Source organism: Acholeplasma laidlawii, assembly GCF_015709225.1.
Taxonomy (GTDB): Bacteria; Bacillota_I; Bacilli_A; order Acholeplasmatales; family Acholeplasmataceae; genus Acholeplasma; species Acholeplasma laidlawii_A.
This window is the reverse complement of sequence record NZ_JADNRS010000053.1, coordinates 1-25264: the sequence shown is the minus strand read 5'-3', so window position 1 is coordinate 25264 and position 25264 is coordinate 1. Positions and strand designations below refer to the sequence as shown.

The following is a 25264-nucleotide window of genomic DNA, read 5'->3' as shown; positions in this document are numbered from 1 at the left end:
AAAGGAAATTGAATATTATGTATGTAGTTGTACGTACCATGAAGGTGAAAAAAGGTCACCAGGAAGATGTCGTTGAGCGCTTTTCAAAACGAACCCTAATGTCTAAGTCGGAAGGTTATGTGAAATCTTATTTATTGTTAGATAGTAAACATAAGGATTATGACTTTTTTAGACAAGAGATTTATTGGAAAGATAAACGCGCTTTTTTTGTTTGGGAGGGTTCTCCAGAACATATAGCGATGCATAAAGCTAAAAAAGAATCAGGTCATGAAAGACCAGAAGAGATACTTGAAGTAACTCGTGAAACCTACGAGGTTGTAGGGGAAATATGATTAAACTAAGACGTACAGTAAGTGTATTTGTCTTAATTATATTGATTGTATTATCTTTAAGTATTGATGCAAGGAAAGATGTGAACTTATGGACTTTGTTTAAGTTCACACCCGAAACAATTGAAATTTTACTTATTTCTAGAATACCTAGAACTTTAACGATTATTTTAAGTGCATCAGCATTAAGTGTTGCAGGTTTAATCATGCAATCTGTTGCAAAAAATAAGTTTGTTTCCCCTGGAGTTATTGGAACAACCCAAGCAGCTACTTTAGGTGTATTAGTAGCATACCTGTTTTTCCCTGGTTTAGCACTTTGGGTACAGTTTATTTTTTCATTTCTAACATCACTTATTGCAAGTTTAATATTTATTACATTCTTAAGCAAAATACAGTTTAAAAACGAAGTTTATGTGCCTTTAATAGGGATGATGTTTGGTGCTTTAATCAGTTCCTTTTCTATTGTTGTAGCACAGTCTACGGGCACACTTCAATTCTTAAATAGTATTGGGGTGGGTAGTTTTACGAATAAAACCATTGGCACATATGAGATGGTTTATTTTGTTGTACCAGCACTTGTTGTTGCTATTGTTTATGCGAGTGAGTTTAATATTGTCTCTTTAGGTAAAGATTTTGCGAATAACTTAGGTGTTAACTATAATAAAGTGATAACTTTAGGGATCGTTATTGTAGCAGTAATTACAGCATCTACATTTATTGTAGTAGGTCCATTACCTTTCTTAGGTTTGATTATTCCTAATTTAGTATCTTTATATTATGGTGATCACTTAAAGAAAAGTGTTTTTGATTTAATGATTTTTGGAAGTATCTTTGTCTTAGTTTGTGATATCTTAGCCCGTGTTGTGTTATTTATACTTACTGGATACAACTTTGAAGTTGCTGTAGGTTTTGTGATGGGCATTGTTGGCTCTGTGATTTTCCTATATCTACTATTAAGGAAGACAAAACATGCTTAAAACATATAAATTTTGGGTTATGGTAACCCTTGTAGCTATCTTGATATATTTAAGTGTTTGGATGGTTTCTCAATATGATGTGATTGTCTTTAGTTTAAATGATCCAGATAGAGCACCCTTATTTTTAAAAACAATGCTCACTATCTTTCAAAGAAGAACAGTTCAAGTTGTTGCACTTTTAATTGCAGCAATACTTATTTCTTTATCGACTACTGTATTTCAAACACTTACACAAAATAGAATTATTACACCAAGTTTATTGGGGTTTGATAGTATTTTTGTGGTCACACAAACAACCCTTGTATATTTTGCAAGTATGTCGAAATTTGTAGTAAACCCTATACTTAACTTTCTAATTACAGTTTTACTCATGGTTGGTATAACACTTTTAATGTACAAAACGATTTTAAGAAAACACAGAAATAATATTTTACTATTATTATTAGTGGGGATGGTAATTTCAACACTTGCATCAAACTATGCATCATTCTTACAAATACTTATGAATCCAACAGAGTTTCAAGTTATTACAAGTTTAACCAATGTATCAGTTGTCAATATTAATTCAACCCTGACGCTCATCGCACTACCGGTTGCAGTAGTAACAACAATTTATTTTTATCGTAAGGCACATGTATATGATGTCATGGCACTGGGTATGAGTCATGCGATGAATTTAGGTATTGATTATAAAAGACAAACCCACATCGATTTAATATTTATCTCTATTGCGATTGCACTTACAACAGCACTTGTCGGTCCACTATCTTTTCTAGGACTCATCGCTGTAAATATAGCAAAAGAACTTTATGATAAATATCACCATAAACACATATTTATCTTATCTAGTTTAATTGCAGTCGTAGTATTAATCCTAGGTCAATCGATTGTAGAATTAATTGGCTTTAAAACAGTGGTCACCACCTTTATTAGTTTATTTGGTGGTATCTACATGATTTATCTCATCGTAAAGGAGCACAAAATATGATTATATTAGAAAATATTCACCAAAGCTATGGTAATAAAGAAGTCTTAAAAAATATCAGTCTCACCATTCCTGAAGGTAAAATAACAGGTATTATTGGACCAAATGGTGCTGGTAAAACAACGCTTTTTAATGTTATTAGTAGGGTTATTCAATCTAAATCTGGAAAAATACAAATAGATGGTGTAGATATCTTAGACAGTAAAATGAATTTATCTAAACAAATAGCCGTACTTAAACAAGCGAATCACTTTAATCTAAAACTTACAAGTTATGAACTCATCTCTTTTGGTAGATATCCACATTCTAAAGGTAAAATTACTAAAGAAGATAAGAAGATTATTGATCAAATGATTTCTTACTTAAGTTTAGAAGAGATAAAATATCAACATATTGATACCTTAAGTGGTGGTCAACTACAACGTGTATTACTAGCTATGGTATTGGTACAAGATACTAAATATATCATGTTAGATGAGCCGCTGAATAACCTAGATATGAAACATGGCGTTGAGATGATGTTATTACTACAAAAGTTTGTTGATGAATTAGGTAAAACAATTGTTGTAGTGATGCATGACATTAATATTGCATCTACATTTTGTGAACACGTAGTAGCAATCAAAGATGGTGAAATCTATTTTGAAGGACCATCAGAAAATCTAATGGTAGAAAAAACTTTAAACAGTATTTATGATTCTAATTTTTGTATTAGAGAAGTTGATGGTAAACGTATATGTATCTACCATAAGAATGAACTAATATTTAGTGAAGAAGAAGGCGAATAATAATGAAAAAAATAATAAATATCACATTACTTATTGTAATGATTACTACACTTACTGCTTGCAACCCGTTATCTGAGGGCAGTGGTATCAAAACTATTGAGTTTATCGATAGTGGAGATACGCCTGTTGAATCTTATACAGTAGAATATGGTAGTAAACTAGAAGCACCTGAAACACCTACATACTTAGATTATGAGTTTGATGGATGGTATGAAGATTCAAGATATTCAAAACCGTGGAACTTTGAAACGAATACAGTTAAAAAGGATACAAAACTCTATGCTAAGTGGTTAACTACAATCACACAAACAGTCTCTATTCAAATAGGCTTTGATAGTTCAAATGAACCAGTTTATGAAAAACAAGTCACTTTATCCAAAGTAAATGTGAATCCCAAAGTGGTTGTAACATTTGCATTAGAAGTTGTAGATATTTTTCAATCTGTAGGGTTTGATAAGACTGGGATTACATTCTTTGGTCTACCTAAATCTAACCTACCAGCATCAATTAGCGCATTTGAATCTAATAAATATCCAAATACAGGCACATTATTTGAACCTAATTATGATACATTAGATCTTATGATGCCTGACTTAATTATACTTGGTGGAAGAAGTGCTAATCTTTATACGTCACTTAAAGAAAAGTATCCTAATACAGATATCATCGATGTATCCAACTCAACATTCAGTTTTGAAAAACTAACTGAAGTAATAAACACACTTAAATTAATTTTCCCAAATATTAGTGAAGAGCTTACAACCAAACAGATTTTAATTGATGCTAGGTTAAGCACGCTACAATCTAAGGTCAATGGACAAAATGTATTATTTCTTCAAATAAATGGTGATCAAATATCTGTCTTCGGTAGTGGTTCTAGATATGGTGTTTTATATAACGAATTTAAATTTATACCAAGTGATCCAGGCTTACAAACACTTGAAACACATGGAAATGTAGTAAGTTTTGAATATGTTTCACAAGTCAATCCTCAAGTTATATTTTTAATGGATAGATCTGCTGCAATTGGTTCAACTGGAGCACTTGACCAAATCATGAATAATGCACTTATAAAAAATACAACTGCTGGTAAAAACAGTGATATTTATGTATTAGATCCGATGAGTTGGTATATCCTACCAGGTGGTGTAGAATCTACGCTAAAGATGATAGAGGATATTGAACAAATGTTTAATGAATAGGTTTGTTTTTGTATGAATTGTGTTATAATTATAGAACAAAAGCTTATTGACATATGTGCTCTAAGTTTGTTATAATAATTAGGGTTTATTAAAAGGAGTATGTAATATGCAATTTCCAGACTGGGTAATATTTATAGCAAGTATACTAATGATTGGTATATCTGCACTACAAAGTTCAAAAGACGATGTAATGAGTGCTTTTACAGGTAATAATTCTGAATTATTCAGAAATAAAAAAGTACAAGGTCCTGATGTGTTCTTCAATAGAGCAATGTTAATTATAAGTATATTATTTTTTGCTATGATTCTTTGGAGTAACAATATCGATAGATTCTTTATGTAATTATAAATTAGGTATTCCAAACGGAATACCTATTTTTATTTAAGAGGGTAGTTTATGCAAAGATATTTTTTAGATCATGAAAATAAAATAGATAAAGACGATGTGCATCATATATTAAATGTGATGCGTTTTAAATCTGGCACAGTTGTTGAAGTTTGTGGGACAACAGGATGTTACTTAGCTACTCTAGAAATTCAACATAAAGAAGTAGGTTTTTCTACAACGGAAAAGTTAGAAGATAACCCACCACTTAACGTAACCATTGTTCAAGGTCTACCTAAGGGTGATAAGATGGATACTGTTACAAAGTATGCTACACTCTTTCAAGCAAAGTCGATTATATTTGTTGCTATGAAAAGAAGTATTGCTAAACTCTCTAACGTTGATCATAAACTATCAAGGTTGAATAAGATTGCAAAAGAGGCAGCAGAACTATCCAAAAGAAGTACCTTACCTCATATTCAATTACTTGAAAGTTTAAAAGATATAAACACTGATGGTAAACAACTTGTTTTACTAGATGAATTAGAAAGAGTTTATAATATAAAAGATTTCACCAAAGACCATGGTACTAAAGACTTAATTGTCATTATAGGACCTGAAGGTGGTATTGATGAAATGGAAAGAAATGCATTAGTTGAGTGTGGAGCAATCACTGTAAGTTTAGGACAGTCCATCTTACCTACTGAATTAGCACATATTCCAATATTAAATGCATGTTTATTAACAAAATTATAAAAACCTTTTGACATCTATAGAGAAATGAATTATAATAATAAAGGTTTGATGAATCAAACATAACGGGAGGAGGGCAGATTATGTCTAAAACAGAAGTACGTAAAGGTGAGACGATAGAAGATACACTACGTCGTTTTAAGCGCACCGTAAGTAAAGAAGGAACTCTCGTAGAGGCTCGTAAACGCGAATATTATATTAAACCAGGCGTTGATCGTCGTATGAAAGCTAAAGCAGCTAAAACAAAGAAGAAAAAAAGATAAGCTAAAATTCCTTTAAAAACACCTTAAATCGAGGTGTTTTTTTGACCCCTAGACCCAAATAAGGATATTTCACTATAAATTTATGTTTATTTAACTTAAAAGAGATGTTTTTTATGGTATTTGGCTACTTGTAAGTGCAATTTATGCACATTTAAGGTAAAATATATATAGACAAAAATGGAGGATTATGCATGAAATTAAACCTGAATGTCCATCACGTTGAAACTCTACAACTTTTAGTTGGAATTGAAGATAAAAACTTAAAAGTTTTTAAATCTCATTATGGTTTCGATGTATCCATTCATGATGGTCAAATTGTCGTAGACGCTAAAGCGTCTGACCGTGTATTACTAGAAAATATATTTAGAACGCTTATTTTACTTGCTGAGCATAAAATTATCTTAACTGAAAGAGATGTCTTATATATTATTAAGATGGCTGAACAAGACAGATTAGAAAACATCTTAGATCTTTATAAGTCTCAAAAGAAAATATTAATTTCTGATCAAGGTAAATCCATTGTTCCTAAAACATTTAACCAAAGAGCTTATAGTGATGCACTTTTAAAATATCCACTGGTATTTGGCGTGGGACCTGCTGGTACTGGTAAAACGTATTTAGCGGTTGCTCATGCTGTTGCTGCACTCAAAAAAGGTTTGGTTAAAAAGTTAGTATTAACAAGACCAGCAGTTGAAGCAGGTGAATCTCTCGGATTTTTACCAGGTGATTTAAAAGAAAAGGTCGATCCTTATTTAATACCACTATATGATGCATTATATGACTTTTTAGGTATAGCGACTACCAATAGTTTAATGGAGCGAGGTATCATTGAAGTTGCACCACTTGCATATATGCGAGGGCGTACACTTGAAAATGCATTTGTTATACTAGACGAGGCGCAAAACACTACGGAAACTCAAATGAAAATGTTTCTAACAAGATTAGGGTTTTCAAGCTATATGGTTGTAACAGGAGATCCATCGCAAGTCGATTTAGGGTATAGAAACAAATCTGGCCTTAAACAAGCATTGGAAATACTAAATGATATAGATGATGCAAAAATCATTCAATTTGAAAAGGTTGACGTCATACGTCACCCATTAGTACAAAAAATACTAGAAAGATATGAACAAAATGGAAGTTAATTATTTTAACCAATATAAAGAAGAAACAACACAATTTGAAGCTATATTAGAAACTGTTTTTAAAGACATCAAAGAAGAAAAATCAATGCAAGTTATTTTTGTTGATAACAAACAAATTACAGATATCAATAAAACTTATAGAAATATCGATAAACCAACTGATGTTATTTCATTTCCAAATGATGATGAAAAAGATGACTCATTAGGAGATATCTTCATAAGTATTGATCAAGCTAAAATTCAAGCACTTGATTATGGTCACACATTAGAACGTGAAATCGGATTTTTAGCAGTTCATGGTTACCTACATCTACTTGGATATGATCATCATACCGAAGCAGATGAAAAAGAAATGTTCACGCTTCAAGAAGAAATACTGAATAAAGCAAATTTGAAAAGATAAATAATAGAAAGAAGGCCAATTTATGAACTTAGAAGCAGCAAAACAAGCTAGACTTAAAGCCTATGTACCATACTCAAAATTTAAAGTAGGTGCAGCAATCGTCTTAAACGATGGCACAATCATCCACGGAGCAAACATTGAAAACAGTAGTTTTGGATTAACTTCCTGTGCTGAAAGAAATGCATTATTTTCATTAATCTCACAAGGTTATGATCCAAAAGAAATTAAAGAAATTACAATTATTGGTGGATCCAAGGGACCAATCTCCCCTTGTGGCGCATGCAGACAAGTCATGAGTGAACTTGTTCCTAAAAATACAAAAATCTATTTAGCAAACTTAGAAGAAGAAATTTATGAAACATCAGTAAGTGAATTATTACCTTTCGGGTTTGATTTAGATAAAGACCGCGTCTAATGGCATCAAAATCTGGATTTGTTGCCATTATAGGCAAACCTAATGTTGGTAAATCAACATTAATCAACGCACTTATTGGCGAAAAAATAGCCATTACATCACCTAAGGTTCAAACTACTCGTTTTAGAATTACAGGTATTTTAAATGAGGGTGAAAATCAATTTGTTTTTATTGATACACCAGGCATGCATAAACCTTATCACGGTTTAGGGAAATCTATGGATAAGTCTGCAACGGATGCATTAATGGATGCAGATGCCATTATGTGGGTTGTTGATCAAACATATAGAAGAACTGATGAGGTTATTCTAGAGCGCATCAAATATAGCCATTTACCTGTTATCTTAGTAATCAATAAGATTGATACATTAGAAAACAAAGCAGAGATTGATAAAATTATTATTTCATTTTTAAAAGTACATGAATTTAAGCATATCGTACCTATTTCAGCGAAAGACCAAACCCATTTAACACAGTTAAAAGAAACATTAGTTGAGTACTTAGTTGAAGGTCCACATTACTATCCAGATGATTATGTCACAGACCAAACTGATGAATCTCGTATGACGGAAATCATAAGAGAACGTATCTTATACTATACTGAACAAGAAGTACCACATAGTGTTGCTGTTATGCTTGAATCATTTAAGTTTAATGAAGAACTTAACACGATGGATATTGATGCTTTAATCATTGTAGAACGTGATAGTCAAAAAGGTATTTTAATCGGTAAAAATGGTGAAAAATTAAAACGTATTGGTACAGAAGCTAGAAAAGAAATTAATAAAATCTTTGACATGAAGATACATCTTTCTTTATGGGTTAAGGTTAAAAAAGATTGGCGTAATGACCCGACTACTGTATCACGTTATGGTTATGGTAAATAAGTATGGAAGGCATCGTATACAAACAACAAAGTTATTTAGAAAATGACAGGTTATTATTTGTATATACGAAACTTGGACGTATAACATTAGTAGCAAAAGGAAGTCAAAAAATGACTTCAAATATACGTAATGTTGCACAATATTTAAATCTTATTTATTTTAAAGAAGTACCCCAAAAAAACATGTATGCACTCATTGAAGGTAAAACCTTAAATGATTTTCAAAACATCAAATCAAACTTTGATTTGATGACTCAAGCAAGCATCTTATTTGATTTAATAGGGTTTGTTGCCGACAATGATGATCATGAATCGATTTATACATTATTAGAAGGTGCTTTATTGCATTTTTCAAAAGAATCTATACTTTCATTTGGATTTAAACTACTTAGTTATCTGGGGTACCAAATATCTTTAAAACCTGATGGTAGAAGAGTTAAAGGTGTCAACATAAAAACAGCTTCAATTGTTTATGAAAAAGAACCGTATGTTGCAAATATTGATGTTCATCAAACAACATTATTAGTTCGATTAACTTATCTGGAATATGATAAAATAGATGCAATTGATGAAATAAATTATAGAGAATTAAAAGAATTTATGTATGCGTATTATGAATACCATACAGATCACAAATTAACGCGCAAATAAGGAGTATGTCATATGGTTACATTAGAGTATTTAGTACAATACGCAAAACAAACAGGTTACATCTTTCAAGGCTCTGAAATCTATGGTGGGCTAGCAAATACTTGGGATTACGGTCCACTAGGTTCATTATTAAAGAAAAACATTAAAGAAGCTTGGACACAAAAGTTTATCCGTCAAGCGCCTAATGTGGTTCAACTAGATTCTTCTATTCTATTAAACCCATTAGTATGGCAAGCTAGTGGTCACTTAAGTGGTTTTTCAGATCCATTAATAGAAAATAAAACATCGAACCAAAGATATCGTGCTGATAAATTAATTTTAGAGCATGATCCTACTCAAAATCCAGATGGCTGGAGTGATGAGAAAATGTATCAATATATTATCGATCATAAAATTAAAGACCCAGTGTCTAAAACAAGTGATTGGTTACCAATTAGAAAGTTTAATATGATGTTTAAAACTTTCCAAGGGGTGGTGGAAGAAACTGCAAATGAAGTGTATCTGCGCCCAGAAACAGCTCAAGGCATCTTTATTAACTTTAAAAATATTCAACGTGCACAACGCCTTAAGGTGCCATTTGGTGTTGCTCAAATTGGTAAGAGTTTTAGAAATGAAATTACACCAGGTAACTTCACATTTAGAACGAGAGAATTTGAACAAATGGAATTAGAGTTTTTCTGTAAACCGGGTACTGAAATCCAGTGGTTTGATTACTGGTTAGACAGAATGCTTAAATTCTTAACATCTCTTGGTGTAAAAGAAGAAAATCTGCGTGCTGAACCACACGCTAAAGAAGCATTAAGTCACTATTCAAATGCTACCACAGATATTGAATTTAAATATCCATGGGGTTACGATGAATTATGGGGTATTGCAAGTCGTACAAACTTTGACCTTAAGAGCCATCAAGATTTAAGTAAAGAAGATATGTCTTACTTAGATCCTGAAACGAATGAAAGATACATTCCTTATGTTGTAGAACCATCTGTTGGTGTTGAAAGACTATTATTAGTATTCTTATTAAATGGCTTAGAAGAAGAGACATTAGAAAATGGTGATGTAAGACAAGTTTTAAAACTTCATCCAAAACTTGCACCATATAAAGCAGCAATTTTACCACTTGTACGTAAAGAACATAGTAATAAAGCTAGAGAAATTCATGAAATGCTAAGTGAAAATCTAGATGTTGTTTATGATGAAACACAAAATATAGGTAAAAGATATCGTCGTCAAGACGCGATTGGTACGCCATTTTGTATTACAGTAGATCATCAAACAATGGATGATGATACTGTTACAATTAGACACCGTGATTCTATGGAACAATCTCGTATTGCAATTAAAGATATTGAAGCGTTTATTTTAAAAGCAACTAAATTTTAATTCGTAAACTGAAAGGACATCCATATGCAAGATAATATCTTTCAAAAAATTAATGAACAAACAGATATCGTTGCATTAGTCTCTAAATATGTAGATTTAACCAAACGTGGTAAAAACTATATGGGACTTTGTCCTTTTCATGATGAAAAAACACCTTCATTTTCTGTAACACCAGAAAAAAATATAGCTTTTTGTTTTGGCTGTAAAAAAGGTGGTGCACCGATTACATTCTTAGCTCAAATTAAAAACATAAGTAATGTAGATGCTGCAAAGGAATTAGCCCAAGAACTTGGCATTGAATTTGGTGAAACTAAACAACAGCACAATCCGTTTAAACATTTACACGATGTCATGAATGATGCTGCTAGTTTTTATCAGTTTGCACTTAAGAACTCTGAATCTGGTAAATTAGCCTATGACTATTTAACAAATAGAGCGTTAAGTGATGAGTTAATTCATCACTTTGAAGTAGGTTATGCACCAGATCAAATAGATAGTTTATATAAAATGCTAAGATCTAAAAATCATAGCGTTAGTGACATGATGAGTTTAGGTTTAGTGAAACAAAATGAAGAAGGTCACTATTATGATGTATTTAGAAATCGTATTACTTTTCCGATTAAAGATGAACATGGTCAAATTATTGCCTTTTCAGGAAGAACTTTAAATAAAAACGAGAAAGCTAAATACATTAACTCGACTGAAACACCGATCTTTAAAAAAGGGTTAACACTCTATCACTATTTTGAAAGTATTCGACCAGCAGTTAAGCAAAAGCATGTGATTTTGCATGAAGGGTTCTTTGATGTTTTTGCATCCTATAAAGCAGGTTTTGAAGCAAGTGTTGCAACTATGGGGACTGCAATTACAAGTGATCAAGCAAAACTGATTCGACGTATAACAGATCATGTAGTGATTGCGTATGATGGTGATAATCCTGGTATTAAAGCAACACTACATGCAATACCAATATTAAAACGCCATGGATTAAGTATTTCTATATTAAGTTTACCAAATAAAATGGACCCTGATGACTTTGTTTTAAAACATGGTGTAGATAAATATCAAGCACTGTTTAATAAACTTCTTGACCCATTCCAATTTGGATATATATATTATCAAAAAGATAAAGACTTTAAAAAGTCGGATGATATTACAAAGTTTAAACAAGAAATGAAACAGTTGTTAGTTGGAAGTGATCCAACAATTATTGATTTATACGAACGTAGATCATTTGATGAGTTAGGCATACAACTACTTATTAATGAGCACACTTCATCACTTCCAATCAAACAAAAACCAATTGATAGGACAGTAGTAAGCCGTGCTGAACGTTCTATTGATATCATTATTATGGACTTACTTAAGCAACGTACATATCTAGATAAGATAAGAGAGAGTATCTTACTAACAGATATTACAGACCCTAAAAAACGTGAACTTTATAGAGATTTATTGAATTATTATGAGATAAATTCAGATACTACATTGAATCTAGAAGCATTTAAAATGGGTTATACAAAAGAACTAGAATTAGTTGATGCATATTGCAAAACGACAGATTATTGTAACAATTTACTAATTCAAAATGACAACACGTTACATGAGATGTTAAAGCATTTTGATCTTTACAAAAAGCAATTAGAAATTCAAACCTTAATAAAGAAAACTGAATCTATAACAGACGATGTTGAGATGAATCGCACATTAAAAGCGATCGATGAACTCAGAAAGCAGGTAAAAACAAATGAGTCAAAAAGATATAATAAAAAAATTAGTTAAAAAAGCAGGTAAGAAAAAATCACTGGTGCAATCCGATTTAATTGAGTTTGCTGATTTAAATTCCCCTGAATATTATGAAATAGAAAAAGAATTATCAGATTTAGAAATTGATGTATTACTGGATGATGAAGAAGAAGAGGTTGATGTTCAAGAAAATCCCCTTTTTGATGATGAAGACATTGAAGTGGAATTAGAAGTTGAAGATGAACCGGACGAGTTTTCACTATCTAGTTTAGAAGTTGAGGAAGTTGAAGAAGAAGAACTATTAAACATTGACACGATTCCTTCAAGTATTAAAGTGGATGATCCTGTACGTATGTACTTAAAAGAAATTGGTCAAATTCCATTACTAAATATTGATGATGAAAGAAAATATGCAATCATGGTATACCAAGGTCGTGTAGCTTTAGAACAACTTGAGGCAGTAAGAAATGGTGAAGTAGATTTATCTGATGAAGATGTGCAATCATTAGAAGATACAATTAGAAAAGGTCATTATGCTAAAGAAAAATTAGTTGAAGCTAACTACCGTTTAGTTGTAAGTATTGCTAAAAAATATACACAACGTGGTTTACTATTTCTAGACCTTATTCAAGAAGGTAATATGGGTCTTATGCGTGCTGTGGATAAATTTGATTATGAAAAAGGATTTAAATTCTCAACATACGCTACTTGGTGGATTCGCCAAGCGATTACTAGAGCAGTTGCCGATCAGGCAAGAACAATCCGTATTCCTGTACATATGGTTGAAACAATTAATAAAATGATTCGTATTCAACGTCAATTAGTTCAAGAATTAGGACGGGATGCAACGATTGAAGAAATCGCTGAAAAGATGGACATCACGCCTGAAAAAGTTCAAAACATCCAAAGAATTGCAAAAGAACCAATCTCACTTGAAGCACCAGTTGGTGAAGAAGAAGATTCTTCATTAGGGGATTTTATTAGCGATCCAAATGCATTAAATCCTCATGATTATATGATGCAAGAAATGGTTAAGAAAACCTTAGATGAAGTTTTAGAAACATTAACTGATAGAGAAGAAAAGGTCCTAAGATTACGTTATGGGCTACTAGATGGTAAAACACACACACTTGAAGAAGTAGGGCGTGAGTTTGGTGTTACACGTGAACGTATTCGTCAAATTGAAGCTAAAGCATTAAGAAAATTACGTAGTCCTCAACGTCAAAATAAATTAAAAGAATTTTATATTACAAGAAAATGAATCGTATAGCATTTATTGGTGAGCTTACAAAAGGTTATGAAACTGTTATTGATATAGGTAGTGACCATGGTCTTGTCTTAAAGTATGCTCTAGATCATAAATATATAAAACATGCAGTAGCCTCTGATATTAATAAGGGTCCACTTAATCACGCAAAAAAAAATCTAGCAGGTTATCCTGTTAGGTTTTATTTATCTGACGGATTTAAAAGTGTAGATAAAGACTATAATCTTGCTGTGATAACCGGTATGGGTCCACATTTAATTATCGATATACTAAAAGAAGTTATGCACTTAGAGGACAAAACCTATATTCTAGGCGCCAATGAAAAAATTGAGGTGCTTCGAAATTGGTTAAGTCATAACGGATTTATTATTGTAGATGAGTATGTAATTTTTGATGGTTTTTACTACGTCTTCTTAAAGGTTGTTAAAGGTAATATGTCGTTAACTGAAGAAGACATATACCTAGGACCTAAACTTAAAACAAAAAAGGAAGCACAGGCTTATTTTAAGCATAAATACAACCATTATTTAGATTTATCGAAAAAAGCTAAGGGTGAAAAGTTAGTTGAGATTGAAAAAACACTACAACTTTTTTCTAACGTTATAAAATAAAAGTCTTATAAGGTATAACCTTATAGATTTTTGGTATAATGTTCTTCAAGACATATAGAAAGTAGATGCATAATTTATGATTAAATCTTTTCGATTTTTAAAACCCTATTTTGGATGGGTCATATTAATCTTTATATTAGTAGCTTTAAGAGCAGTTATGACTTTAGCACTACCTGCACTTTTGGGTGAACTAATTAATGATATTACAAGTTCTAGCTTAACTGAAACAGAAAAATACCAAAGTCTAATGACCAATGGTCTTTTAATGTTAGGATCAACGATCATTGGGATTGTAGCTATTTTATTTTCTGGCTACCTAGAATCCAGAGTATCTAGTGCATATGGTAGAGATTTGAGAAATGCTTTATATAGTAAGGTTCAAACATTTTCTTTAAATGAGATGGATAGGTTTACAACCTCATCACTAATTACTCGTACAACTAATGATATTCAATCACTACAAATGATGCTAGCACAGCTCATGCGTAGTGTGATTATGGCGCCCATTATGGCACTGGGCGGGATTATCATGGCGTTTGTGTTAAGTCCGAATTTAACCGTATTCTTATTTATATCGGTTGCAGTTATTATATTATTCTTAACAATACTTTTATTAGTTGTAATGCCTAAATTTAAAATTATTCAAAGACTAATTGATAAAATGAACTTAGTTACACGTGAAAACTTGAGTGGATTACGTGTCGTACGTGCTTATAATACACAAAAACTACAAGCGCAAAAATCAAAAGACGTAGCCAGAGATTCAATGAAAAGAAACATATTTGTACAACGTATTTTCAATACAATTTGGCCGGTTTTAGGACTTTTGATGCAATTAACGACTGCAATGTTATATTATGTTGCAGTATCTAATGGAGTGATTAGCCAAGGTTCAGCATTTGAACCGGGCGATATATCCGCTATTGTACAGTATGCATCACAAGCACTCATGAACTTTATGTTTATTACAATGATTTTAACAATGATTCCACGTGCTGCAATATCAGCAAGACGTATCATGGATGTCATAGATTCAGATGTTTTAATTAAAGATCCAGTGAATCCAGATCAGATAGATAATGTATTAGGTGAAATTGAATTTGAAAATGTTAGTTTTCAATATCCTGGAGCTGATGAACCAGTATTAAGTCATATCTCACTTACTGCAAATCCAGGTCAAGTGACCGCATTTATTGGTTCAACAGGTAGTGGTAAATCTACCTTAATCAATTTAATTCCTAGATTTTATGATCCTACTGAAGGACGTATTTTATTAGATGGTAAAGATATAAAGACCTTTAATCAAAATGAATTCTTAAAATATATTGGTTATGTACCTCAAAAAGGTAATTTATTTAAAGGTACCATTGCATCAAATATTTCTTTTGGTCAAGAAGAGATCAACATGGATGTTGTTAAAAAGTCGGCTGAAATTGCTCAAGCATCTAATTTCATTGATCAAATGGATGGTAAATATGATGCACCAATTACTCAAGGTGGAACCAATGTTAGTGGTGGCCAACGCCAAAGATTATCGATTGCTAGAGCACTAGCAAAAGAGCCCCAAATTTATATATTTGATGATTCTTTTTCTGCACTTGATTATAAAACAGACATTAATTTAAGAAATGCACTTAAAAAGCATGTAGATGCAACCATTATCATCGTCGCGCAACGTATTAATAGTATTAAAAATGCTGATAAGATTGTAGTACTTGATAAAGGTAAAATAGTTGGAATGGGAACACATGAGGAGTTAATTAAAACTTCGAAGGTATATCTTGAAATTGCCGAATCTCAATTAAGTCAGGAGGAGCTTTCACGATGAATAGAAGACATAGTGCACATGAACCCGTTAAAGCCAATGACTTTTGGGGTACTTTAGGGCGTTTATTAAAATATTTGAGTAAAGATAAGTGGATAGTATTATCTGCAGCTTTATTTTCAGTTATTACAGCATTAATTACAGTATTTACTCCGATTTTATCGGGTAAATTATTAACTTCAATTGAATTAATTTGGTCTGGTACAGATGCTCAAGGCATCATCGATTTATTTGGAATATCACTTAATTTTAATGAAGTACTTATTGGTCTTATACTCACAGCATCTTTATCATTTGTTTTTGGTTTAACACAAGGATACATGTTAATTGGTGTGACACAGCGTCTAACATATAAGATGCGTGCAGATTTAGCCGATAAAATTAATACATTACCACTAAACTTTTTTGATAAACATAAAACTGGTGATGTGTTATCCAGAGTAACAAATGATGTGGATATTATTAACCAAACACTTACTCAAAGTATTTCAGAAATATTTAGATCCTTTACACTTGTTATAAGTATTTTAATTATTATGTATATCATGCGTTGGGATTTAGCAGTTATTACAACTGTAGCAGTTATATTATCTTTATTTGTAGCATCTAAGTTTGTCAAACTATCTCAAAAGTACTTTAGACAAGCAGCTAAAAATACAGGAGATATGAATGGACATATTGAAGAAATCTACCATGGTCATTTAGTTGTTAAAGTATTTAATCACCAAACTCAAGCTAAGCATGAGTTTGATGAAATTAATGATCGAATTTTTGAAACCTCATGGAAATCACAATTTGTATCATCTATTATGATTCCTATTCAATTTTTCTTTACAAATCTTTCATTTATTGCTATAGCAATTATTGGAGGTTATTTACTTATCACAGACCCTTCTTTCGAAGTTGGGTTTATTATGACATTTATCATGTATTCTAGACAGGTATCGATGCCTATTCAATCAATCGGTCAAACTGCATCCGTATTACAACAAACAGCTGCATCAGCAGAACGTATTTTCTTTATGATGGATGCAACTTCAGAACCAGACGAATCTGATAAACCTAATGTTTTAACTAAAGTAAAGGGTCACGTTGAATTTAAAAATGTTCATTTTAGGTATGTAGAAGATACTCCTGTAATACAAGGTTTATCTGCAGAAATAAAGCCAGGTCAAATGGTTGCAATTGTAGGACCTACTGGTGCTGGTAAAACTACACTTGTTAATCTTCTGATGCGTTTTTATGAGATAGATAGTGGTTCCATCTTAATTGATGGTGTAGATATTAAAGACATGAAACGAGAAGAAGTTAGAAGTTATTTTGGAATGGTTTTGCAAGATTCATGGATATTTGAAGGTACTGTACTAGATAACATTAAGTATGGTAATGAAGATGCAACATTTGAAGCTGTTGAACAAGCTGCAAAGGCTGCACAAACAGATCATTTTATTCATTCTTTGGCAGATAATTATAATTTTAGATTATCAGAAGATGGATTAAATATCAGTCAAGGCCAACGTCAACTCATAACCATCTCAAGAGCAATGTTAGCAGATAAACCAATGCTTATCTTAGATGAGGCAACCTCATCTGTTGATACTCGAACTGAAGTTCTAATTCAAAAGGCAATGGATCATCTTATGAAGGGGAGAACTGCGTTTGTTATTGCACACAGATTATCGACGATTCGTAACGCGGATATTATTTTTGTGGTAAAAAATGGTAACATAATTGAACAGGGAAATCATGAAGAACTTATAAAAAAAGACGGTTTTTACGCTCAATTATATAATTCACAATTTGAGTCATAAAAGGCTTTACATTCAGCAGTGAATAGGTTATAATAGTCATTGCTGAATAAGTGTGTCCGAATAGCTCAGCTGGATAGAGCAATAGCCTTCTAAGCTATCGGTCGGGGGTTCGAATCCCTCTTCGGACGCCATTTTGATATTTATTAATGCTACCGTAATGGGTAGCATTTTTTTATATCTTTTAAGTATTGTTGAAGTATGTTTGAAGTAGTGTTGAAGCGATATGGTGTTTTTCTATATAAATTAATATTTTTGAATGAAATGATGTTTTTATTATTGATTTTAATCCTAAAATACTAGGGTTGATTAAAGGCTATTCGAGATTTCAGTCTATTTTTAGGTAGGTTGATTAAAGGCTATTCGAGATTTTATGACTTTTTAACCCGAGATGTTTAAAGGCTATTCGAGATTTCGTGCCTTTTTTGAAAACAAGTATAAAGGCTATTCGAGTTATATGATGATAATTGTCCAGTTAACCTCTATTTGAAGCCTTGTTTGAATGAATTTAAAGTTTCCAGATTTAAAAGGTATATTATCTATTTCACCATTTAAGTCGATTTCATTTATGTTTCTATTTGATAAATGAATGCATAAAATAAGATTATCTCTATCGACTGCTATTACAAAATTAAATATTTCTTTTAAATCAACATCCCTTTTGTTTTTGAGATCCTTAAGCTTTCTCATGAATAAGGGGATGTTTTTTTTATATGTATAGTTCATTAATTTTTTATATCTTAAAGTTAGAAACTGCTCATTTACTTCACTCAGCTCAACCTTGATTTTTTCTTTGATTTGATTTCTAGCAGAAGTATCTATCTTTAGACTATTTAGATTAGATAGCTCATTGCTTAATGATTCAGCTTCTAAGGTTAATTCATTAATCTTATCATCTACACCAGATGCTTTGATTGTCTTTTCTAATAAATCATTTATCTCATCTTTGATAAATTTGGACTTAAGTAATGCATTTGCACCTTCATCTAATAATTTATCAATTTGTGCATAGTAGATGTTTTTAGCATCTAGTACTCTATTTCTATTATTATCAAGCACTTCAAGTAGTTTAATCTCATGCTTGGTATTACGGTGATTGATTTTACTCTTGTAAAACTTCTCTCCGATTATAGAATAAACATAATTAGCGTATTCAAAGTCTGTTTTCACTTTGGGTGGTGTATAAAATCTGTTCGCTCTATTTTTTATTATCTCTTGAACTGCATTAAATGTTTCTTTAGATACAATGGGTTCATGATTATCTGAAACATAATATTTTGGTTTAGTTAAATTTGGTTTCGAGTCTCTTGATCCAATTTTACTTACGGTTGTTTTTTGAAGTAACATATCACCGGCATACTTTTCATTTCTTAAGATACCATTAAGTGTACCAATAGAAAATCTATCTTTACCATTTAAAGTTTTAAATCCCTCTTTATGCAGTGTCTCAATTATTTCATTTAGTGTCTTACCTTCGATGTATAAATCAAAGATTAATTTTACAGCTGGTCCTTGTTTAGGGTTAATTATAAAGTTACCTTCTTTATCAAATGTATAACCGTAGATTCTAGGTGTTGTGTTTCCACCATTTTCCATTTTCTTTTTATATGTCCATAAGACATTGGAACTATTAATTTTGGATTCCTCTTCGGCGACAGATGTGAATATAGTTAAGAAGAAGTCAAAAGATGTATCATTGGTTGTAATGTTTTCCTTTTCAAATCGAACCTCAACGCCTAGTTTTCTTAGTTCTTGAATAGCCTTTAAACCACTTATAGTATCTCTGGTAAACCTTGATATTGATTTGGTAAGAATGATATCTATTTCACCAAGTCTAGCAAGTTCAACCATTTTATTGAACTCAGTTCTTTGGGTGATATTAGTTCCGCTTTTTCCATAATCTGCAAATACACCAGCGAACTCCCATAACGGATTGGAAGTAACCTGTTTATAATAAGTTGATACTTGTAATTCAAATGAAGTTTTTTGTAGATCCTTCATGGTTGAAACTCTAGCATAAACTGCCACTTTTTGTTTTTTAAGTGAACCATCTATATTAATTAGGCAAGTATCATTAGCAGCTATTTTAACTATATCTCTATTGGTCATTTAATTGCACCACCTTATAACTAATATTTTTATTTAAGTCTTTATCGTATAGTGTCTTATCAATTAAGCATTCAGTATCATTGAGTATTGTAAAATCATTAATAATTTCACTTGGGCTATACTTATTATCATTTAGAATAATTACTAGATCATTAGTTGGAGTAACTATAATTAATTTAAAAACAGCTCTTATCAAAATTCCTTCAGCAATGGATGAATTATTCTTAATGAAGTTATTAATAATCTCTTTACGGGATTCACTAATTATACTATTAGATATTTCTAAGTTTATCCTTGATATATCAAGGTTGTTTTTTTCTATTTTGTCTTTGTATTTAGAATAAGTCATGTTAAAACTCTTAGGGTCCTCTTTGGCCAGTGCTAGGTTTTCATTTACAAAGCTATCCAATTCGGTCATAATATATTCGTTGTCCTTGGTTAACTCCTTTAATTTGGCGCTTAATTCGGCCCTGTTTGGGTTTTCTTTTAAAGTCTTAATAACTTTAGCATGAGCTCTATCCTTTGAAATAAAGCCGGATATTACGTCATTTAATACAGACATTATAAGTTCGTTATCGATTGGTTTTTCTACACATTTAATATTTGGATTTTTAGGTGCATGATTGCAGTTTAGAACAATCTTTTCACTTTTACGATTATGATTGTGGACATGTCGTTTCATTGGTCTTTTACAAGTAGAGCAATAAACTAAGTTGGTTAGTGGATATTTTGAATTCTTTGGTGTATTAATAGTATCTTCAGTTTCTTTTTTAATCATTTCTTGAACCATATTGAAATCTTCTTTACTTATGATGCCTGGATGAGAATTCTCTACATAATATTTATCAACGATATTATCATTAGGGACACTTTTATGAGTTAGGTAATCAACTGTATAGGTCTTTTGCAAGATGGCATCTCCAGCATACTTTTCATTTTGTAGTATCCTTAAAACAGCAGAAGTCTGCCACTTATCTTTACCGGTAGCAGTTTTAATTTTTTCTTTCATTAATATTTTTGATATATCATAGGCAGAATGCCCTTTTAAGTATAGGTCAAAAATAGTTTCAATAATCTTTGCTTCCTCTGGAATAATCACTAGATTACCTTTTTCATCTTTTGTGTAACCTAAGAAGTTTTTGGTATTTAAAATAATTTTGCCTTCTTTAAACCTTTTTGTAACACTCCACCTAATATTTTCTGATATACTTCTAGATTCTTCTTGAGCTACACTGCTCATTATTGTTAGAACAAAATCAAGTTTTGTATCACTTGAATTAAGGTTTTCTTTTTCAAAGAAGATTTCAACTCCTAATTCACGAAGCTCTCTAACTGTTTGCAATACTTCAACGGTGTTTCTGCCAAATCTTGATATCGATTTAGTTAATATTAAATCAATTTTGCCGTTTTTAGCATCACTTATCATTTGCATGAATTGTTCACGCCTTTTCATTTGAGTTCCTGTTATGCCCCTATCTGCATACATACCAGAAAACTCCCATGCTTCATTATTATTTATTAGGGTTTGGTAAGCCTCAATTTGATTTTCAAAGCTATTTGCTTGATCCTCTTCATCTGTTGAAACTCTAGCATAAGCACATACTCTTAACTTTCTAGCTTCTGGATTATCAAAGGATACAACAAAAGGGTTTATTGCCTCTATAACTTTAATTTTCTTTACTCTATTATTCATCGGTTTATACCTCCTTTTTATTTAGTAGCATATTACAATTACTTCAACCTTATAGCAAGTTATAAAATGGCTTTGTTATGATGTTTGTTTGATACTAAGTAGTTAGTAGCATTTTGCCATTCTTCAAATGAAATCAAATCATTTTTATATAATTCATTTAATATATGTTTAATATAAATACATTCAATATCTAGCATATTTACCCTTTCTTTCAAGATGTATCAAAATAAAAAACGACCTTTATGTATTAACTACATAAAAGCCGTTTTTACGTGCTCTTTTAAAAGACTATATAAAAGTCCCTTATACAACCCTTAACAATTTCACTTGCTATTATACTAAATTAAAAACTATTTGTAGATAGACCAGCAGCGTACAAATTAAAAGAAATAATTATTATCGTATTCCTTTTCTATTTTGGCAAGTAGCATGCCAATAAAAATCAATGATTTACTTTGTTCCTTTGAAAAGTAAATGGGTTTATCATTATAATAGAAAAAGCCATCACCTTTATCAAAGAAGTGAACTTTAGATATGTAAAGCTTATGATGATACTCAAATAACATTTCATGATCATTCACATGACTCATGTTGGTTTCAAACACTTTAGTTAAATTATCCCTAAGCTTAACCACAATAAAAGTAGAACTAATGTTTGCTATATTTGTTGGATGAGAAATGAATTCTAAATTACCATCTATATTCGTGACAGTCTGGAAACTAACTACTGGTTGCACCGCATCAATTAAATTGGATGAGGTAATTAAATCAAGTGTTGTTCCATAAAAACTAGCAAGTATTTTTAGTGACTCGGCACTAATTTCTCTAGTGCCATTTTCATAGTTTGAATAAGCTTGTCTAGATAGATTTAAAACACTTGCTACCTTTTCAGAGGATAAATTCTTTTGTTTTCTTAAATATTGTAAATTTTTCATGACTATTTCTTTAAATTCCATAACAGAACCTCCTTAGACTAAGTTTTATTGCCTGCTTCAAAATGTTGCGGGCATTTTTCTGTTTATGATTATTATAGCGTAATTATAGCAAAATATGGTAAGAATTGCTACTATTTGTTGCTTGCCTAACAATGATTACTAAAGTCATTTATTTAAAGTTCGATATTATATACAATTAAGGGGCTTTAATGATAGGGCTTTTTAATTTAGAAGGGAGTAGATAGGTTGGCAATAAAAGATTCAAGACATAAAGAACCTAGTTATCCACGAGTTTATCTAACAATGGCAAGAATGAAAAAAGGCATATCAGGTGAGGAGTTATCTAGAAGACTAGATGTAACCAAAGGTTATTATTACGCTTTAGAAAATGGTAGTAGGGGAAATAAATTAACCGTATTATTATTTGCAAAGATAATTGCTTGCTTAGATGTCGATGCAAAAGAAATGCTAGAAAACGAAGTTAGATATCTAAAAGAACGGAAACTGTTCTTAAAAGACAAACGAAAAATCAAATATTAAAGGAAGATTAAATGCAACAAAGAGATCTGAAAACCATGATTGATGAGTATATCGATTATATGGATAGGAAGCAAATTACAAAGGACTCTTATAAAAGAATACTCTATAAATATGATGACTACATTACAACCTTAGCAATTTCAAATCCAAGGCGTAATGATGTATTAAAATATAAAGAATATCTTTTAAAAAATCTTGGCTCAGCGTCAGTACAAAAGCACATAGTTGTGCTTCGTGGCTTTTATAGATACTGCAAACTAAATAATTATTATGATGATATTACATATGAAGTAAGAGGGATGAAGATTCAACCAACATTTAAAAGACAAGCCCTATCGATTGAAGATTCAAAAAGATTACTTCAAAAAGCCAAACAAAGAGCTAAAGATGTCTTAGGTAAGCGTAACTATGCCATAGTCGCATTACTTTTAACTACAGGACTTAGATCAATTGAAATTGAAAGAGCAGACGTGTTCGATCTAGATATTATCGATGGAGACCATGTCTTATTTATAATGGGGAAGGGTCGTGATTCAAAGGATGCATTTGTCAAACTATCAAATGAAGTATATGAAATTATACAAGACTACTTAATCGCAAGAAATGATGAGAATGAAGCTTTATTCTTGACGCATCATTCAAAAAATCAGAGTAGAAGACTAAGTACTAAAGTAATCAGGAGTGCTGTAAAAGAACTTTTGATTAGTATTGGTTATGATTCTAAAGCATATTCGGTTCATAGCTTAAGACATACATTTGCAACAACTGCATTAATTGAAGGTGCATCACTACTAGAAACAAAAGAAGCACTAAGACATAGTGATGTATCTACTACACAAATTTACGCACATTTAGTTGAAAAGTTAAAATCTAATACATATCAAAAGGTAAGCGATGCACTCTTTAAATCAAAGAAATAACAGGAGATAATTTATGCAAAGCACTTTTAAAGTTAAAGAAGTTAAAAAAGCAAATTTTGGGAAAATAAAAATTGCATCCACGATGGGAAAAGAGTTTTTATATTGCTTAAAAGATATTTGTAAGTTATTTAGTATAAATCTTCAAACAGCTAGAGTTAAGATTGGTAATAAGAATATCTATGAAATACCTATAATCAAAAAAGATAGTGAGTCCAAAACATTATTTACTAATAAGATTGGGTTAACTGAATGTTTAACACTAAGTCAAGATGAGAAGGCAGATATGATTTATGAATGGTTATTAGATGTAAAAGAAAAGATGTCAATAACATTTAATAACTATACAGTTGATGATTTAAAAAATAAGGATACAGCGAGTTTTATATTAAATAAGTTAAACGAGTTGTCAACGCTTGTATCCGTTCAAAATGTCAAGATAGAAGAAAATATGGAAAAGGTACATTTATATGATGGTATCTTTGGAAAGAAAGGGCCAATTGATTTGACACTTGTTCCAACTAGGATTAAATACCGAAATATTTCATTACTTACTATGCTTGAAATACTTAGAACATCCGGAGTGTTTAATGAAAGAAATCTACCTCATCAATCATACATTGATAGCCTTCACTTTCGCTTAGTGACAGTTACTACAAATGTAAAAACAACAGAAGTAATTGCTACAAAAGTCTTAGTTTATAAAAAAGGTATTACCTTAATAGAAGATTTAATAAGAAAGAAAGTTGGTAGAAAATGAATGGCACAAAAAAAATCATTTACACTGTAACAGATGTAATGGAGATGCTAAACGTTAAAAGAACAACGATCCACAAATGGATTGATAAAGGCTTAATCAAAGCTGTAAGAATAGGTAGAGAGTTTAGAATTCCTAAAGAGTTCTTTGATGAATTTCTATCTAAAAACATAGTTGATAACTCAACTATAAAATAATCAAACTTATTGGGCGATAATGTATGTGAATGGCTACTTCTATAAGAAATTCAATGCAAGCTATTACATTAATTTTTTATATTAATAATATAATGTTGTAGTTTTTGGTAATAAAATGCTATAATTTTATTATAGAAATAACATTTTTATTATTTATAACGAAATGGGGAAAAATTATGAAAATAAGAAAAAGGATATTAAACTTAATTATATTAAGTATTTTTGCATTGGTGTTGGTTGCCTGCAATAATACAACCACAAACAAATATGAAATAACATTTAAAGATGAAGATGGAACTGTACTAAAGGTAGAGGAATTTTCATATGGAGAGATGCCGGTATATACTGGTTCAA

27 protein-coding genes and 1 tRNA gene are annotated in these 25264 nt (G+C 31.1%); 24 read left to right on the top strand and 4 right to left on the bottom strand.

The window, feature by feature from the left end; genetic code table 11:
- Nucleotides 1-17: 17 nt before the first annotated feature.
- The 20 genes from IY230_RS05820 to IY230_RS05725 all read left to right on the top strand — a co-directional run bounded on the left by IY230_RS05820 (nt 18) and on the right by IY230_RS05725 (nt 17896).
- On the top strand, nt 18-332 hold the full coding sequence (locus IY230_RS05820; protein WP_196370618.1) for an antibiotic biosynthesis monooxygenase family protein: 315 nt from the start codon (nt 18-20) through the stop codon (nt 330-332).
- On the top strand, nt 329-1306 hold the full coding sequence (locus IY230_RS05815) for an ABC transporter permease (RefSeq protein WP_196370616.1): 978 nt from the start codon (nt 329-331) through the stop codon (nt 1304-1306). The genes IY230_RS05820 and IY230_RS05815 overlap by 4 nt, the downstream gene beginning before the upstream one ends.
- The gene (locus IY230_RS05810) at nt 1299-2294 is read left to right on the top strand and encodes an iron chelate uptake ABC transporter family permease subunit (protein ID WP_196370614.1); all 996 of its coding nucleotides are present in this window, start codon (nt 1299-1301) and stop codon (nt 2292-2294) included. Before IY230_RS05815 ends, IY230_RS05810 begins: the two co-directional genes overlap by 8 nt.
- Nucleotides 2291-3079 (top strand): iron ABC transporter ATP-binding protein, encoded by a 789-nt coding sequence (locus IY230_RS05805; protein WP_196370611.1) that lies wholly within the window; start codon nt 2291-2293, stop codon nt 3077-3079. The genes IY230_RS05810 and IY230_RS05805 overlap by 4 nt, the downstream gene beginning before the upstream one ends.
- A gap of 2 nt (nt 3080-3081) precedes the next feature.
- Nucleotides 3082-4281: an InlB B-repeat-containing protein gene (locus tag IY230_RS05800; protein ID WP_196370609.1), complete on the top strand. Its 1200-nt coding sequence runs from the start codon at nt 3082-3084 to the stop codon at nt 4279-4281.
- 106 nt (nt 4282-4387) lie between these two features.
- Nucleotides 4388-4624 carry a preprotein translocase subunit SecG gene (secG, locus tag IY230_RS05795; RefSeq protein ID WP_012242895.1) on the top strand — a complete coding sequence of 79 codons (237 nt, stop codon included), beginning with the start codon at nt 4388-4390 and terminating at the stop codon, nt 4622-4624.
- A gap of 54 nt (nt 4625-4678) precedes the next feature.
- Nucleotides 4679-5362 (top strand): RsmE family RNA methyltransferase, encoded by a 684-nt coding sequence (locus tag IY230_RS05790; RefSeq protein WP_196370607.1) that lies wholly within the window; start codon nt 4679-4681, stop codon nt 5360-5362.
- 80 nt (nt 5363-5442) lie between these two features.
- Nucleotides 5443-5622 (top strand): 30S ribosomal protein S21, encoded by a 180-nt coding sequence (rpsU, locus tag IY230_RS05785; protein WP_196370605.1) that lies wholly within the window; start codon nt 5443-5445, stop codon nt 5620-5622.
- Between the two features lie 191 nt (nt 5623-5813).
- Nucleotides 5814-6767, top strand: a complete 954-nt coding sequence (locus IY230_RS05780) for a PhoH family protein (RefSeq protein ID WP_196370603.1) — start codon at nt 5814-5816, stop codon at nt 6765-6767.
- A complete protein-coding gene (ybeY, locus tag IY230_RS05775) occupies nt 6757-7170 on the top strand; it encodes an rRNA maturation RNase YbeY (protein ID WP_196370601.1) in 414 nt (137 codons plus the stop codon). The genes IY230_RS05780 and ybeY overlap by 11 nt, the downstream gene beginning before the upstream one ends.
- Before the next feature lie 22 nt (nt 7171-7192).
- The gene (gene cdd, locus IY230_RS05770; protein ID WP_196370599.1) at nt 7193-7585 is read left to right on the top strand and encodes a cytidine deaminase; all 393 of its coding nucleotides are present in this window, start codon (nt 7193-7195) and stop codon (nt 7583-7585) included.
- The gene (gene era, locus IY230_RS05765) at nt 7585-8472 is read left to right on the top strand and encodes a GTPase Era (RefSeq protein WP_196370597.1); all 888 of its coding nucleotides are present in this window, start codon (nt 7585-7587) and stop codon (nt 8470-8472) included. The genes cdd and era overlap by 1 nt, the downstream gene beginning before the upstream one ends.
- Before the next feature lie 2 nt (nt 8473-8474).
- Nucleotides 8475-9122, top strand: a complete 648-nt coding sequence (recO, locus tag IY230_RS05760; protein ID WP_196370595.1) for a DNA repair protein RecO — start codon at nt 8475-8477, stop codon at nt 9120-9122.
- Between the two features lie 12 nt (nt 9123-9134).
- A complete protein-coding gene (locus IY230_RS05755) occupies nt 9135-10505 on the top strand; it encodes a glycine--tRNA ligase (protein WP_196370593.1) in 1371 nt (456 codons plus the stop codon).
- A gap of 24 nt (nt 10506-10529) precedes the next feature.
- Nucleotides 10530-12287 carry a DNA primase gene (dnaG, locus tag IY230_RS05750; protein ID WP_196370591.1) on the top strand — a complete coding sequence of 586 codons (1758 nt, stop codon included), beginning with the start codon at nt 10530-10532 and terminating at the stop codon, nt 12285-12287.
- On the top strand, nt 12253-13512 hold the full coding sequence (rpoD, locus tag IY230_RS05745; protein WP_196370589.1) for an RNA polymerase sigma factor RpoD: 1260 nt from the start codon (nt 12253-12255) through the stop codon (nt 13510-13512). The genes dnaG and rpoD overlap by 35 nt, the downstream gene beginning before the upstream one ends.
- Nucleotides 13509-14129, top strand: a complete 621-nt coding sequence (locus IY230_RS05740; RefSeq protein ID WP_196370587.1) for a tRNA (adenine(22)-N(1))-methyltransferase — start codon at nt 13509-13511, stop codon at nt 14127-14129. The genes rpoD and IY230_RS05740 overlap by 4 nt, the downstream gene beginning before the upstream one ends.
- A 76-nt stretch (nt 14130-14205) precedes the next feature.
- A complete protein-coding gene (locus tag IY230_RS05735) occupies nt 14206-15957 on the top strand; it encodes an ABC transporter ATP-binding protein (RefSeq protein WP_196370585.1) in 1752 nt (583 codons plus the stop codon).
- Complete coding sequence (locus tag IY230_RS05730) at nt 15954-17765, top strand: ABC transporter ATP-binding protein (RefSeq protein WP_196370583.1); 1812 nt, start codon at nt 15954-15956, stop codon at nt 17763-17765. The genes IY230_RS05735 and IY230_RS05730 overlap by 4 nt, the downstream gene beginning before the upstream one ends.
- Nucleotides 17766-17819: 54 nt before the next feature.
- Nucleotides 17820-17896 (top strand) — tRNA-Arg (locus IY230_RS05725).
- A 319-nt stretch (nt 17897-18215) separates the two neighbouring features.
- On the opposite strand, the gene IY230_RS05720 is transcribed toward IY230_RS05725, so the two are convergent.
- The 4 genes from IY230_RS05720 to IY230_RS05705 form a co-directional block, all read right to left on the bottom strand.
- Complete coding sequence (locus tag IY230_RS05720; protein ID WP_196370581.1) at nt 18216-19871, bottom strand: recombinase family protein; 1656 nt, start codon at nt 19869-19871, stop codon at nt 18216-18218.
- Nucleotides 19861-21564, bottom strand: a complete 1704-nt coding sequence (locus tag IY230_RS05715; RefSeq protein WP_196370579.1) for a recombinase family protein — start codon at nt 21562-21564, stop codon at nt 19861-19863. Before IY230_RS05715 ends, IY230_RS05720 begins: the two co-directional genes overlap by 11 nt.
- A 59-nt stretch (nt 21565-21623) precedes the next feature.
- A complete protein-coding gene (locus IY230_RS05710; protein ID WP_196370577.1) occupies nt 21624-21761 on the bottom strand; it encodes a hypothetical protein in 138 nt (45 codons plus the stop codon).
- Between the two features lie 183 nt (nt 21762-21944).
- A complete protein-coding gene (locus IY230_RS05705; protein WP_196370575.1) occupies nt 21945-22520 on the bottom strand; it encodes a helix-turn-helix domain-containing protein in 576 nt (191 codons plus the stop codon).
- Nucleotides 22521-22745: 225 nt separating this feature from the next.
- Between IY230_RS05705 and IY230_RS05700 the strand changes: the two genes are divergently transcribed.
- The 4 genes from IY230_RS05700 to IY230_RS05685 are packed head-to-tail and all read left to right on the top strand — an operon-like array spanning nt 22746 to nt 24910.
- On the top strand, nt 22746-23039 hold the full coding sequence (locus IY230_RS05700) for a helix-turn-helix domain-containing protein (protein WP_196370573.1): 294 nt from the start codon (nt 22746-22748) through the stop codon (nt 23037-23039).
- An 11-nt stretch (nt 23040-23050) separates the two neighbouring features.
- On the top strand, nt 23051-23959 hold the full coding sequence (locus tag IY230_RS05695) for a tyrosine-type recombinase/integrase (protein WP_196370571.1): 909 nt from the start codon (nt 23051-23053) through the stop codon (nt 23957-23959).
- 13 nt (nt 23960-23972) lie between these two features.
- Nucleotides 23973-24716: a phage antirepressor KilAC domain-containing protein gene (locus IY230_RS05690; protein WP_196370569.1), complete on the top strand. Its 744-nt coding sequence runs from the start codon at nt 23973-23975 to the stop codon at nt 24714-24716.
- Nucleotides 24713-24910 (top strand): helix-turn-helix domain-containing protein, encoded by a 198-nt coding sequence (locus tag IY230_RS05685; RefSeq protein WP_196370567.1) that lies wholly within the window; start codon nt 24713-24715, stop codon nt 24908-24910. Before IY230_RS05690 ends, IY230_RS05685 begins: the two co-directional genes overlap by 4 nt.
- Nucleotides 24911-25264 lie beyond the last annotated feature (354 nt).

Excerpts from the sequence above, each read along its gene's own strand:
- IY230_RS05820 (WP_196370618.1), top strand. The coding sequence starts at position 18 with ATGTATGTAGTTGTACGTACCATGAAGGTGAAAAAAGGTCACCAGGAA.
- IY230_RS05815 (WP_196370616.1), top strand. The coding sequence starts at position 329 with ATGATTAAACTAAGACGTACAGTAAGTGTATTTGTCTTAATTATATTG.
- IY230_RS05810 (WP_196370614.1), top strand. The coding sequence starts at position 1,299 with ATGCTTAAAACATATAAATTTTGGGTTATGGTAACCCTTGTAGCTATC.
- IY230_RS05805 (WP_196370611.1), top strand. The coding sequence starts at position 2,291 with ATGATTATATTAGAAAATATTCACCAAAGCTATGGTAATAAAGAAGTC.
- IY230_RS05800 (WP_196370609.1), top strand. The coding sequence starts at position 3,082 with ATGAAAAAAATAATAAATATCACATTACTTATTGTAATGATTACTACA.
- secG (WP_012242895.1), top strand. The coding sequence starts at position 4,388 with ATGCAATTTCCAGACTGGGTAATATTTATAGCAAGTATACTAATGATT.
- IY230_RS05790 (WP_196370607.1), top strand. The coding sequence starts at position 4,679 with ATGCAAAGATATTTTTTAGATCATGAAAATAAAATAGATAAAGACGAT.
- rpsU (WP_196370605.1), top strand. The coding sequence starts at position 5,443 with ATGTCTAAAACAGAAGTACGTAAAGGTGAGACGATAGAAGATACACTA.
- IY230_RS05780 (WP_196370603.1), top strand. The coding sequence starts at position 5,814 with ATGAAATTAAACCTGAATGTCCATCACGTTGAAACTCTACAACTTTTA.
- ybeY (WP_196370601.1), top strand. The coding sequence starts at position 6,757 with ATGGAAGTTAATTATTTTAACCAATATAAAGAAGAAACAACACAATTT.
- cdd (WP_196370599.1), top strand. The coding sequence starts at position 7,193 with ATGAACTTAGAAGCAGCAAAACAAGCTAGACTTAAAGCCTATGTACCA.
- era (WP_196370597.1), top strand. The coding sequence starts at position 7,585 with ATGGCATCAAAATCTGGATTTGTTGCCATTATAGGCAAACCTAATGTT.
- recO (WP_196370595.1), top strand. The coding sequence starts at position 8,475 with ATGGAAGGCATCGTATACAAACAACAAAGTTATTTAGAAAATGACAGG.
- IY230_RS05755 (WP_196370593.1), top strand. The coding sequence starts at position 9,135 with ATGGTTACATTAGAGTATTTAGTACAATACGCAAAACAAACAGGTTAC.
- dnaG (WP_196370591.1), top strand. The coding sequence starts at position 10,530 with ATGCAAGATAATATCTTTCAAAAAATTAATGAACAAACAGATATCGTT.
- rpoD (WP_196370589.1), top strand. The coding sequence starts at position 12,253 with ATGAGTCAAAAAGATATAATAAAAAAATTAGTTAAAAAAGCAGGTAAG.
- IY230_RS05740 (WP_196370587.1), top strand. The coding sequence starts at position 13,509 with ATGAATCGTATAGCATTTATTGGTGAGCTTACAAAAGGTTATGAAACT.
- IY230_RS05735 (WP_196370585.1), top strand. The coding sequence starts at position 14,206 with ATGATTAAATCTTTTCGATTTTTAAAACCCTATTTTGGATGGGTCATA.
- IY230_RS05730 (WP_196370583.1), top strand. The coding sequence starts at position 15,954 with ATGAATAGAAGACATAGTGCACATGAACCCGTTAAAGCCAATGACTTT.
- IY230_RS05720 (WP_196370581.1), bottom strand. The coding sequence starts at position 19,871 with ATGACCAATAGAGATATAGTTAAAATAGCTGCTAATGATACTTGCCTA.
- IY230_RS05715 (WP_196370579.1), bottom strand. The coding sequence starts at position 21,564 with ATGAATAATAGAGTAAAGAAAATTAAAGTTATAGAGGCAATAAACCCT.
- IY230_RS05710 (WP_196370577.1), bottom strand. The coding sequence starts at position 21,761 with ATGCTAGATATTGAATGTATTTATATTAAACATATATTAAATGAATTA.
- IY230_RS05705 (WP_196370575.1), bottom strand. The coding sequence starts at position 22,520 with ATGGAATTTAAAGAAATAGTCATGAAAAATTTACAATATTTAAGAAAA.
- IY230_RS05695 (WP_196370571.1), top strand. The coding sequence starts at position 23,051 with ATGCAACAAAGAGATCTGAAAACCATGATTGATGAGTATATCGATTAT.
- IY230_RS05690 (WP_196370569.1), top strand. The coding sequence starts at position 23,973 with ATGCAAAGCACTTTTAAAGTTAAAGAAGTTAAAAAAGCAAATTTTGGG.
- IY230_RS05685 (WP_196370567.1), top strand. The coding sequence starts at position 24,713 with ATGAATGGCACAAAAAAAATCATTTACACTGTAACAGATGTAATGGAG.